This is a genomic window from Sideroxyarcus sp. TK5, assembly GCF_054601595.1.
Genome location: NZ_BAAHSJ010000002.1, coordinates 143442 through 155682 on the forward strand (window position 1 = coordinate 143442; position 12241 = coordinate 155682).

Annotated in this window: 12 protein-coding genes; all 12 read left to right on the top strand. The window is 60.7% G+C overall.

The window, feature by feature from the left end:
• The first annotated feature begins 15 nt into the window (after window positions 1-15).
• Window positions 16-504 carry an NADH-quinone oxidoreductase subunit NuoI gene (gene nuoI, locus ACYPYQ_RS03755; protein WP_459719899.1) on the top strand — a complete coding sequence of 163 codons (489 nt, stop codon included), beginning with the start codon at window positions 16-18 and terminating at the stop codon, window positions 502-504.
• 12 nt (window positions 505-516) lie between these two features.
• Window positions 517-1152: an NADH-quinone oxidoreductase subunit J gene (locus ACYPYQ_RS03760; protein WP_459719902.1), complete on the top strand. Its 636-nt coding sequence runs from the start codon at window positions 517-519 to the stop codon at window positions 1150-1152.
• Between the two features lie 15 nt (window positions 1153-1167).
• A complete protein-coding gene (nuoK, locus tag ACYPYQ_RS03765) occupies window positions 1168-1479 on the top strand; it encodes an NADH-quinone oxidoreductase subunit NuoK (protein ID WP_459719905.1) in 312 nt (103 codons plus the stop codon).
• A gap of 5 nt (window positions 1480-1484) precedes the next feature.
• Window positions 1485-3500: an NADH-quinone oxidoreductase subunit L gene (nuoL, locus tag ACYPYQ_RS03770; protein WP_459719908.1), complete on the top strand. Its 2016-nt coding sequence runs from the start codon at window positions 1485-1487 to the stop codon at window positions 3498-3500.
• Window positions 3501-3535: 35 nt separating this feature from the next.
• Window positions 3536-5017 (top strand): NADH-quinone oxidoreductase subunit M, encoded by a 1482-nt coding sequence (locus ACYPYQ_RS03775; protein WP_459719912.1) that lies wholly within the window; start codon window positions 3536-3538, stop codon window positions 5015-5017.
• Between the two features lie 9 nt (window positions 5018-5026).
• Complete coding sequence (nuoN, locus tag ACYPYQ_RS03780) at window positions 5027-6478, top strand: NADH-quinone oxidoreductase subunit NuoN (RefSeq protein ID WP_459719915.1); 1452 nt, start codon at window positions 5027-5029, stop codon at window positions 6476-6478.
• Between the two features lie 79 nt (window positions 6479-6557).
• Complete coding sequence (locus ACYPYQ_RS03785; RefSeq protein WP_459719918.1) at window positions 6558-7112, top strand: NUDIX domain-containing protein; 555 nt, start codon at window positions 6558-6560, stop codon at window positions 7110-7112.
• 152 nt (window positions 7113-7264) lie between these two features.
• On the top strand, window positions 7265-8467 hold the full coding sequence (locus ACYPYQ_RS03790) for an ammonium transporter (RefSeq protein WP_459719921.1): 1203 nt from the start codon (window positions 7265-7267) through the stop codon (window positions 8465-8467).
• A gap of 135 nt (window positions 8468-8602) precedes the next feature.
• Window positions 8603-9454, top strand: coding sequence for an HDOD domain-containing protein (locus ACYPYQ_RS03795; RefSeq protein WP_459719925.1), 852 nt, complete (start codon window positions 8603-8605; stop codon window positions 9452-9454).
• Between the two features lies 1 nt (window position 9455).
• Window positions 9456-11054, top strand: a complete 1599-nt coding sequence (locus ACYPYQ_RS03800) for an adenylate/guanylate cyclase domain-containing protein (protein ID WP_459719928.1) — start codon at window positions 9456-9458, stop codon at window positions 11052-11054.
• Between the two features lie 27 nt (window positions 11055-11081).
• The gene (locus tag ACYPYQ_RS03805; RefSeq protein WP_459719931.1) at window positions 11082-11867 is read left to right on the top strand and encodes a M90 family metallopeptidase; all 786 of its coding nucleotides are present in this window, start codon (window positions 11082-11084) and stop codon (window positions 11865-11867) included.
• A 29-nt stretch (window positions 11868-11896) separates the two neighbouring features.
• Window positions 11897-12238, top strand: a complete 342-nt coding sequence (locus ACYPYQ_RS03810; protein WP_459719935.1) for a nucleotide pyrophosphohydrolase — start codon at window positions 11897-11899, stop codon at window positions 12236-12238.
• Window positions 12239-12241 lie beyond the last annotated feature (3 nt).

A 12241-nucleotide genomic window follows, 5' to 3' on the forward strand; every position in this document is an offset into this window, starting at 1 on the left:
GACAAGGGATAACACATGAAAAACCTCATCAATTTCTTCAAGCGTTTCCTGATGCTGGAGCTGTTCCAGGGGTTGTCGGTGACCGGCAAGTATTTCTTCGCCCGCCACATCACCGTCGAATATCCGGACGAAAAAACCCCGCAGGGTTCGCGTTTCCGTGGACTGCATGCGCAGCGCCGTTATCCGAACGGCGAAGAGCGCTGCATTGCCTGCAAACTGTGCGAAGCGGTCTGTCCGGCACTGGCGATCAAGATCGAAGTGGCGGAACGCGAGGACGGTTCGCGCCGCACCACGCAATACGACATCGATCTGACCAAGTGTATCTTCTGCGGTTTCTGCGAAGAGTCCTGCCCGGTCGACGCCATCGTCGAGACACGCATCTTTGAATACCACGGCGAGAACCGCGGCGACCTGTACTACACCAAGGATCGCCTGCTGGCCGTGGGTGACGCGAACGAAGCGCAGATCGCCCGGGATCGCGCCGCCGACGCGAAATACCGGTAAGGGAAGGAAAACATGAATTTCGAAACCATACTGTTCTATTTCTTCGCCGCTTCGACCGTGTTCTCGGCGTTGCGTGTGATCACCGCGCGCAACCCGCTGCACTCGGTCATGTTCCTGGTGCTGGCTTTCGTCAGCAGCGCCGGTATCTGGCTGTTGCTGGAAGCGGAGTTCCTTGCCATCGCACTGGTGCTGGTCTATGTCGGCGCGGTGATGGTGCTGTTCCTGTTCGTGGTGATGATGCTGGACATCAACATCGAAAAACTGCGCAAGGACTTCCTGCAATGGCTGCCGGCCGGTGCGCTGCTGGCCACGCTGATCGTGGTGCAGATGGTGTTTGTGCTGGGTGACGAGGGGGCTTCCACCGGCATGACCGCCGTCAAGCATGCCGCCGACTACAGCAATACCAAAGAACTGGGACGCCTGATCTACACCGATTATGTGTACCCGTTCGAGCTGGCCGCCGTGCTGTTGCTGGTGGCCATGGTCGCGGCCATCGCGCTGACTTTCCGCCGCCGCCGCGATTCCAAGCGTCAGGATGTGAGCTGGCAGGTCAATGTCAAACGCAATGATCGCGTGCGCATCATTTCCATGCCCGCCACCAAAAAGAACGAAGTCAGCGGGGCGAATGAAGCCCACGCGGCCGATTAAGCAGAGGGAGTAGTCATGACGAGTCTGGGTCTTTCACATTTTCTGGTGCTGGGTGCTGTGCTGTTCGCAATCAGCATCGTGGGCATCTTCCTCAACCGCAAGAACCTGATCGTGCTGCTGATGGCCATCGAACTGATGCTGCTGGCGGTGAACACCAACTTCGTGGCGTTCTCGCATTATCTGAACGATGTGCACGGACAGATCTTCGTATTCTTCATCCTCACCGTGGCGGCTGCCGAAGCGGCCATCGGTCTGGCGATTCTGGTGGTGCTGTTCCGCAATCTGCGCACCATCGACGTGGATGATCTCGGCACACTGAAAGGCTGATGCACATGGACATGCATACTCTATATCTGCTCGTTCCCCTGGCGCCGCTGGTCGGCGCCATCGCGGCGGGCCTGTTCGGCAAATTGCTGGGTCGCACCTGGTCGCATCGCATCACCATCGCGCTGGTCGGTGTCTCCTTCGCGGCCTCGGTCGCCATCTACCAGGACGTCATGGCGGGTCACACCTTCAACGGCCCGGTCTACACCTGGCTGACCTCGGGCGACACCAGCTTCCAGGTCGGTTTCCTGATCGACAGACTGACCGTGATGATGATGCTGGTGGTGACCTTTGTGTCGCTGATGGTGCACATCTACACCATCGGTTACATGGCAGAAGATCCCGGCTATCAGCGTTTCTTCAGCTACATCTCGCTGTTCACCTTCTCCATGCTGATGCTGGTGATGGCCAACAACTTCATGCAACTGTTCTTCGGCTGGGAAGCCGTGGGTCTGGTGTCCTATCTGCTGATCGGCTTCTGGTACACGCGCCCGACCGCCATCTACGCCAACCTGAAAGCCTTCCTGGTCAACCGCGTGGGCGACTTCGGCTTCCTGCTCGGCATCGCGCTGGTGCTGATGGTGTTCGGCACACTGGACTACGCGTCGGTGTTCGCCAACGCGCAGCACTATGCCAACGACATCGCGCCCATTCCCGGCGTGACATGGAACCTGCTGACGGCTATCTGCATCCTGCTGTTCATCGGCGCCATGGGTAAGTCCGCGCAGTTCCCGCTGCACGTGTGGCTGCCGGACTCGATGGAAGGCCCGACGCCGATCTCCGCGCTGATCCACGCCGCAACCATGGTGACCGCCGGTATCTTCATGGTGGCGCGCATGTCGCCGCTGTTCGAACTGTCCGATACCGCGCTGTCGTTCGTGATGGTGATCGGCGCGATCACCGCGCTGTTCATGGGTTTCCTCGGCATCATCCAGAACGACATCAAGCGCGTGGTGGCGTATTCCACGCTGTCTCAGCTCGGCTACATGACGGTGGCGCTGGGCGCCTCCGCCTACTCGGTGGCGGTGTTCCACCTGATGACGCACGCCTTCTTCAAAGCGCTGCTGTTCCTTGCCGCGGGTTCCGTCATCATCGCCATGCACCACGACCAGGACATCCGCAACATGGGCGGCCTGCGCAAGTACATGCCCATCACCTGGATCACCTCGCTGATCGGTTCGCTGGCGCTGATCGGCACGCCGTTCTTCTCCGGCTTCTATTCCAAGGACAGCATCATCGAGGCGGTCGGTCTGTCCGAACTGGCCGGTTCAGGATTCGCTTACTTCTGCGTGGTCGCCGGCGTGTTCGTTACCGCCTTCTATTCCTTCCGCATGTACTTCCTCGTGTTCCACGGCGAGGAACGCTTCGGCAAGGGGCATCACGACCATCAGGGCGACCATGCCGAGGAGGAAGTGTCCGTTGACCACCACCATGGTCTGGCACCGGGACAGAAGCCGCACGAGACTTCCTGGGTGGTGACATTGCCGCTGATCCTGCTGGCCATCCCGTCGGTGCTGATCGGATACATCGCCATCGAGCCGATGCTGTTCGGCGGCTACTTCGGCGACGCGGTGTTCATCGCCGAACATCACCCGGCCATGCATGAGCTGCACGAGGAATTCCACGGTGCGTTTGCCATGACATTGCACGCGCTGACCAGCCTGCCGCTCTGGTTGGCCGTGGCCGGTGTCGCGAGTGCCTGGTACTTCTACATGAAGAACCCGGCCATCCCGGCAGCGATCAAGAAACAGTTCAGCTTCCTCTACACGATCCTGGACCAGAAGTATTACTTCGACCGTTTCAACGACTGGTTCTTCGCCGGCGGTGCGCGCGGTGCGAGCCGTGCGCTGTGGAAGTTCGGCGATGTGAAACTGATCGACGGTTTCTTCGTCAACGGTTCCGCGAAGATGGTGGGCATGTTCTCCGGCGTACTGCGCGGCTTTCAGACCGGCTACGTTTACCACTACGCGTTTTGGATGATCCTCGGTGTGTCGCTGTTGCTGACCGTGCGCACCTGGTTCTAATAAGGCAACACTAGAGAAGAACAGAAGGAACAAGCATGATTTTCGGATACCCACTGTTAAGCGTCGTCATCTGGTTGCCCATCATCTTCGGCGTGCTGGTGCTGGCCACAGGCAACGACCGCAACGCGCCGCTGGCGCGCATCATCGCGCTGGTCGGTGCCGTGCTCGGATTGCTGGTGACCCTGCCGCTGTATACCGGTTTCGACCGCATGACCAGCGCCATGCAGTTCGTCGAGATGAAGAACTGGATCACCCAGTTCAACATCCACTACCACCTCGGCGTGGACGGCATCTCCATGCTGCTGATCCTGCTCAATGCCTTCTTCACCGTGATCGTGGTGATCGCCGGCTGGAAGGTGATCGAGAAACGCGTGGCGCAATACATGGCCTGCTTCCTCATCATGTCCGGCCTGATCAACGGCGTGTTCGCCGCGCTGGACGCCGTGCTGTTCTACGTGTTCTGGGAAGCGATGCTGATCCCGATGTTCCTCATCATCGGCGTGTGGGGCGGTCCCAACCGCGTGTATGCGGCGGTCAAGTTCTTCCTCTATACCCTGCTCGGCTCGCTGTTGATGCTGGTGGCGCTGCTGTATCTGTACTTCCAGTCCGGCAGCTTCGAGATCCTCGATTACCACCAGCTGCCGCTCGGCATGACCGCGCAGATCCTGATCTTCATCGCCTTCTTCATGGCCTTCGCCGTGAAGGTGCCGATGTTCCCGGTGCACACCTGGTTGCCGGACGCGCACGTGGAAGCGCCCACGGGCGGTTCCGTGGTGCTGGCCGCGATCATGCTGAAGGTGGGTGCCTACGGTTTTCTGCGTTTCTCCATGCCGATCGCGCCCGATGCCAGCCACGAGCTGGCCTGGCTGATGATCACGCTGTCGCTGATCGCGGTGGTGTACATCGGTTTGGTTGCGCTGACCCAGTCCGACATGAAAAAGCTGGTGGCATATTCCTCCATCTCGCACATGGGCTTTGTCACGCTCGGCATGTTCATCTTCAATGCCTACGGCATGGAAGGCGCGCTGCTGCAGATGATCTCGCACGGCTTCGTGTCGGGTGCGCTGTTCCTGTGTATCGGTGTGATGTATGACCGTGTGCACTCGCGCCAGATCGTGGATTACGGCGGCGTGGCCAACACCATGCCGGTGTTCGCCGCCTTCTTCATGCTGTTCGCCATGGCCAACAGCGGCCTGCCCGGCACCTCTGGTTTCGTCGGCGAGTTCATGGTCATCCTCGGCGCCGTCAAAGTGAACTTCTGGTACGGCTTCGCGGCCGCCACCACGCTGGTGTTCGGCGCGGCCTACACGCTGTGGATGTACAAGCGCGTGGTGTTCGGCGCTGTCGCCAACGATCATGTGAAACATTTGCACGACATCGGCGCGCGCGAGAAACTGATCATGGTGGTACTGGCGATCACCGTGCTGGTGATGGGTCTGTACCCGCTGCCTTTGTCAGAAATCATGCACGCCTCGGTGAACGACCTGCTGGTGCACATGGCACGCTCCAAAATCTAAGAGGAAGTTATGAGCTACATTTCCACATTGTTTCCTGCCTACGCCGAAATATTCCTGCTGTGCATGATCGGCGTCATCATGATCGCCGACCTGCTGCTGCCGAGCCAGACACGTACCGTCACCTACCTGCTGGCACAAGTGACGCTGCTCGGCTGTTCGCTGATCACGGTCGCCACGCACGTGAACGGTGTCGTGCACCTGTTCACCAATATGTTCGTCGACGATCTGATGTCGGACGTGCTCAAGCTGCTGACCTATCTGGCCGTGTCCATGATGCTGGTCTATTCGCGCAGCTATCTGATCGTGCGCGGCCTGTTCACCGGCGAGTTCCTGTCGCTGACCCTGACCTCCACGCTGGGCATGATGGTGATGATCTCGGCCAGCAACCTCGTCACGTTGTACATCGGTCTGGAAGTGCTGGCGCTGAGCTTGTATGCGCTGGTTGCCCTGCAACGCGATTCCTCCGTGGCGACCGAGTCCGCGATGAAGTATTTCATCCTCGGCGCGATGGCTTCCGGATTCCTGCTGTACGGCATGTCCATGATCTACGGCGGCACCGGTTCGCTGGATATTCAAACCATTTCCAACGTCATCAAAGCAGGTCAGGGTAACGACATGCTGCTGGTGTTCGGCCTGGCCTTCCTGGTCGCCGGCCTGGCTTTCAAGCTGGGCGCAGTGCCGTTCCACATGTGGGTGCCCGATGTGTACCACGGTGCGCCGACCGCGATGACCCTGTTCATCGGTTCCGCACCCAAGCTGGCCGCCTTTGCCTTCGTCATGCGTATCCTGGTCGAAGCCTTGCAACCGATGATGATCCACTGGGCGGGCATGCTGGCCGTGCTGGCGGTGCTGTCGATGGGCGTGGGCAATATCACCGCCATCGCGCAGACCAACATCAAGCGCATGTTCGCCTACTCGACCATCGCGCACATGGGTTTCCTGTTGCTCGGCGTGTTGAGCGGCTCGCTGGACGGCTACGGCTCGGCCATGTTCTATGCCGTGGTCTACGTGCTGATGACACTGGGCGGTTTCGGCATGATCATGCTGCTGTCGCGCGAGGGTTTCGAGGCGGACAACCTGAACGACTTCAAGGGGCTGAACCAGCGCAGTCCGTGGCTCGCATTCATGATGTTGCTGCTGATGTTCTCCATGGCGGGCGTGCCGCCGACGGTGGGTTTCTATGCCAAGTTCACCGTGCTGAATGCCGCACTGCAAGCCGGCCATCTGCCCTTGGTGATTGCCGCCGTGATCTTCTCGCTGATCGGCGCGTTCTACTACTTGCGCATCGTCAAGCTGATGTACTTCGATGCACCGGAAAGCCACGAGAAGGTTTACATGCAGCCGGACAGCACGCTGCTCGTCTCCATCAACGGCCTGGCCGTGCTGTTGCTCGGCATCATGCCCAATACCCTGATGGCGGTGTGTGCGGCCTCGGTGCAGCAATCCTTGCTGCTGCCCTGATCGGGGAATCGATCGACGGACACTCCCGCTGCGGCGGGAGTTTTCATTTGTGCGGGACGTGAACGAAGGTGGACGAAAAATGGACCTGACCGAAAAGCAACTGGACAGCCGTGTGGTATATGCGGGAGGCTTCCTTGAAGTATTGAAAGACACGGTGCGATTGCCGGACGGCAGCACCAGCACGCGCGAATACCTCACCCATCCCGGCGCGGTCGCCATGCTGGCCATCCTTGACAACGGCAAGCTGTTGATGGAGCGCCAGCACCGTTACCCATGGCACTGCGATTTCATCGAACTGCCTGCAGGAAAGATCGATGCGGGCGAGGACATCCTCGTCACCGCGCAGCGCGAGCTGCTGGAGGAGACCGGCTACGTCGCCCGCGAGTGGACGCATCTCACGACGGCAGCGCCCTGCATAGGCTACTCGGATGAACGCATGGAATACTTCATCGCGCGCGGATTGACCCATCAAGGCAGCAAGCTGGACGAGGGAGAATTCCTCGAAGTGTTCGAATTGTCGCTTGATGAAGCGATGGAATGGATACGCCAGGGCAGGATCACCGACAGCAAGACCATCGTCGGTCTGTTCTGGCTGGAAAAGGTGCAGAAGGAAGGCTGGCTTGCACCAGAATAAGGCATTGCTTTGGTGCGCCATGCACTGTAATGGTGTGCTGCGCGCCATTCAGGGGACTTGCCATCCGATAAATCGCTTATAAATCAGTACGTGATAGTGCTGGCACAGTGCTTGCATGCAGGATTGCGTTTTGCACAATCTCGGAGAATGACATGGAAGAACTCAAGGTCAGTAGTGATGCACTATTCATCCTGCTCGGTGCCATCATGGTGCTCGCGATGCATGCAGGTTTCGCCTTTCTGGAACTCGGCACCGTGCGCAAGAAGAACCAGGTCAACGCGCTGGTGAAGATCCTCAGCGATTTCTCGGTCTCCACCATCGCCTACTTCTTCATCGGTTACGGCATCGCCTACGGCATGCACTTCTTCGACGGTGCCGAGACGCTGGCGCAGAAGAACGGCTACGACCTGGTCAAGTTCTTCTTCCTGCTCACCTTCGCCGCCGCCATCCCCGCCATCGTCTCCGGCGGCATCGCCGAGCGCGCAAAATTCAATCCGCAACTGGCCGCCACGTTCCTGCTGGTCGGTTTCGTCTATCCCTTCTTCGAGGGCATCGCCTGGAACGGTGCTTACGGCGTGCAGGACTGGCTGGCCGCCAGCTTCGGTGCCGGCTTCCATGACTTCGCCGGTTCCGTGGTCGTGCATGCCGTGGGCGGCTGGATCGGCCTCGCCGCTGTGTTGCTGCTCGGTGCGCGCCATGGCCGTTACACCAAGGAAGGTCGCATCTCCGCGCACCCGCCTTCCAGCATCCCCTTCCTTGCGCTCGGTGCGTGGATCCTCACCGTCGGCTGGTTCGGTTTCAACGTCATGAGCGCGCAGACCATCACCGGCATCAGCGGCCTCGTTGCCGTCAACTCTCTCATGGCCATGGTCGGCGGCACGCTCACTGCGCTGTGGATGGGCAAGAACGACCCCGGCTTCGTGCATAACGGACCGCTGGCGGGCTTGGTCGCTGTGTGTGCCGGCTCCGACCTCATGCACCCCATCGGCGCACTCGTTGTCGGCGGCGTCGCCGGTGCGCTGTTCGTCGTCATGTTCACCCTCACCCAGAACCGCTGGAAGATCGATGATGTGCTCGGTGTGTGGCCGTTGCACGGCCTGTGCGGCGCCTGGGGCGGCATCGCCGCCGGCATCTTCGGCCTGCAGGCACTGGGCGGTCGCGGCGGCGTCAGCTTCATGTCGCAACTCGTCGGCACGCTGATGGGCGTAGGCATCGCGCTGATCGGCGGATTCATCGTCTACGGCGTCATCAAGAAGATCGTCGGTTTGCGCCTGGACCAGGAAGAAGAGTTCAACGGCGCCGATCTCTCCATCCACAAGATATCGGCAACCCCGGAGCGCGAATCGGGCTGGTGATCGCGCGGCACATCGTGGTCTGTATCCATGGACGGCACCCCGCTTGGGGTGCCGTCCTGCTTTGTGGCCGGCGCTACACATCCGGCAACCTTCCCCGCGCAACTGGGTAGAATGGCCGGGTCCTAACAACCCAATATGACATTCCCGAACATGATCCGAGGCAAGATCGACTTCAAGAGCGTGCCGGTGCAGGCGGGTGTCATCTCGGACATCATCAATCTCGATATCGAAGCCAGTGATTACTTCCAGCGGCTGGACGATCTGATCGGTGCCGATCAGGGCGTGGCGTCGCTGGTGCTACGGGTCGTCAATTCACCGCTCTACAGTCGCGGCAACAAGGTCGGCACCATCCCGCTGGCCATCAGCCTTCTCGGTTACAGCGTGTTGCGTTCGCTCGCACTGCTGGCCTTCAGTCGCTCCCTGTTCTCCGAGACCCGGCATGAGGCGTTCCGCCTGCACATCTGGCAGCACTCCTTGCTGACCGCGATCGCCAGCCAGCGAATCTGCCAGAGCCTGGGTGAGAGCGGGAATGGCGACGAGGCTTTCATCGCCGGGCTGATGCACGACATCGGCAAGGTGCTGATGTTCACGCAACATCCGAAGTTGTATCAGCAAGTGTTCGACCACATGTTCGCCAGCGACTGCAGCAGTGCCGAGGCGGAGCAGAGGTTCTTCGGCTTCGATCACTATCAGGTGGGGGCCGAGGCGGTCAGGGAATGGCGCTTGCCGGATCGTTTCAATGCCTACATGGGCGCGGCGCTGTCGCACGCCGTGGAGGCGAACGCCATCTCGACCAGCCTGATGGCGGCCAATGTCCTGCTCAAGTCGGCGGGCATAGGAGCCAGGGCGGTCGAGACGCCCGAAGCCAGAAGGTCAGGCCTGCAAGCATGCGGGCTGGACGATGCGTTGTGCGACAGTCTGTTGCAGGACGCATTCATCGACAGTCTCAGAGAGTCCGAGATATACAAGCTATGCATGAGCAGCTGACATGAATGACTCGGCAGTCCACACCACATCGGTCACTTCGCTGGAACACAGCATCTGGCCCGGCCTGAAGGCGGAGCTGGAACCGTCGCTGCAACGCCTGGGACTGTCGCGACTGGCGATACCGGTCATGTTGCTGCTGCACGATGCGGTCGACCTCGCGGTGCGGGCGATGCACTTCGATGCATTCCGGCGCTTGGCAGAGGACGAGTTCGGCATGCTCGCGGGCGACAACGCTGCAGACCTGGAAGCCCTGTTCAACGCCGAGGTGGGCGAACACGGTTCGCAGAACATCGCGCAATACTGCAAGGAGAACGCGCAGCAGGTGGTGGTCGGCTTCCCGCAGCAGGGGGGCGACATCCTGTCGGTCACCGTGCCCGTGGCGTGGGATGTCTCGCAGTGCGGGACACAGGGGCTGGTGGATGCGCTGGGCCTGCGCTGGCGACAGTTGCCGCCGCAGCAGGGGTCGACCGTGTGCTCCTACGCGCTCCAACCGGCCGTCCCTGACCCGTCCTCGGCGCGTAAGGGCGTGTTGCTGGATGATGCGGACAGTCGCAACAGCATGCAGCACATATGCGACAAGCTCGGCTACGGACTCATCCGCTTCTCCAGCGCGGGCGAGGTCATCGCCGTGTCGCGCGCCATGCTGGACAGCCTGCGTCTGCCTGCCGAGGCGACCGCCATCGGTGATCTGTGCACGGCCATCCCGTTCAACTTCTACAACGACGTGATCTGGGGGTTGGCGCTGAGCAGCAAGGGCGGCGTGTTCGAGAACTATCGCACGCGCGTCTATCTGCACGGCGAGGCGGGCGTGACAGCCCTGTTCAACGTCAGCGGCTATCGCGACCATGATGCGACCATCCACTCCCTGTGGCAGATCGTCTCGCTGGACGAAGGCACGACCCACCTCGGAGAAGGCTCCATCCTCAGTGAAGCGCGCATCCACAATATCACGCGCAACTATGTGCCGCAGATGGTGGAAGAAAAAGCGCGCGAGGCGGTGAAGCTGGGAAAATCGAAACTCATCAACGAGGAATGCGAGATCGCCGTGCTGTTCTGTGACATCGTCGGTTTCACCTCCTTCGTGGAAAGCAACGCCAGCAGCGAATCGATCATCAACACGCTCAACACCATCCTGCGTCGCGTATCAGGTTCGGTGCGGCGGCATCGCGGCTATATCGACAAGTTCATGGGCGACAGCGTGATGGCCATCTTCATGGAACCGGCGGACGCCATCGCCGCCGCCATCGACATGCAGAAGCATGCTGCCGACATCAACGGTCTGCGCTCGCGCGCCGGACAGGATTCGCTCAGTCTGCGCATCGGGATACATTGGGGCGAGGTCGTCATCGGCAACGTGGGCACGCCGGAACGTCTGGACTGGACGGCGATAGGTGATGTGGTCAACACCGCCTCGCGCATCGAGAAGAACTGCAACCCCGGCGCCATACTGGTCAGCCAGACCTTGAAGGATGCGGTCGATGTGGCGCAGCATCCCGAGCTCGCCTTCGGTGAGCTCTTCACCATCCACGTCAAAGGGAAACGGCAGGGCTTGTCGGTCTGCCATGTCGCGGCGACCGAGATCAAGACAAATGAACGGTGAGCTGCAATGCGTGACACTGGAACGAGGTTGAATCCACTCGACCTGCTGGCCAGCCTGTTCGATAGCGGTCGCGGTGCGTATGCGCTGGACGAGGCGGCATGGCGGGCGGCGCTGGCGTTGCCGGTGTTCGCGGGGCTGGATGCGGAGGAGCTGTCGCGCTTGCGCGGTCTGGCGCAGGGACTGTTGGCGGACAAGGCGTTCTCGGGCGCGGGCGGGCTGGAGATGGATGCGGCGATGGCGACGACCATCGCGGCGTTCGCAGCGCTGCCGCTGTTGAATCTGGAGGAAGATCGGTACGGCGGCTGGGTGGAGGTGGTGGTGTATCCGGGCGAGTTCGTGTACGACGGTGAGCAGATGGATGAGACGGGCGTGGTACATCAGGTGCGCCATGTGCGCAGCGGCGAGGCGATGGCGGGCGGGCCGCTGGTGCTGTCGTGGCAGGATGTCGAGTGGTCGGGGCGTGGCGAGGGCTTTAACGTGGTGATCCACGAGTTCGCGCACAAGCTGGATATGCGCGACGGCAGTGCGAACGGACGACCACCGTTGCATGCAGGCATGGATGCGGCTGCGTGGGCGCTCGCGTGGCAGGCGGCTTACGATGATCTTTGCCGCCGCGTGGACGGCGGCGAGGATACGCAGATCGACCCCTATGCCAGTGAGAGTCCGGCCGAGTTCTTTGCGGTGCTGTCGGAGTATTTCTTCGAGGCACCGCATGTGCTGCATGCCGAGTATCCGGCGGTGTACCGGCAGCTTGCGCAGTTCTACCGGCAGGACACGCTGGCGCGGCAGGGGCTGGCGGGTTATCGGGGATAATGCTGCGCAGCCACAACAAGGGATGGGATATGAACGAACATAACAGCGACATCGCCGAATTGACCGCGGCGCTCACCCGTTTCCGCGACGAGCGCGACTGGGCGCAGTTCCATAACCCCAAAGATTTGGCGGCTGCGCTGTCCATCGAGGCGGGCGAGCTGCTGGAATGCTTCCTGTGGAAGGCGCACGGCGAGGCGGATGTTGGGCGCGTGAAGGAGGAGCTGGCCGATGTGCTTGCCTATGCCCTGTTGCTGGCGGAGCATTACAAGCTGGATGTGAAGCAGGTGTTGCAGGAGAAGATCGCGAAGAACGCGGAGAAATATCCCGCGCATAAGGCAAAAGGCAGCGCGAAGAAGTACAACGAACTTTAGCCT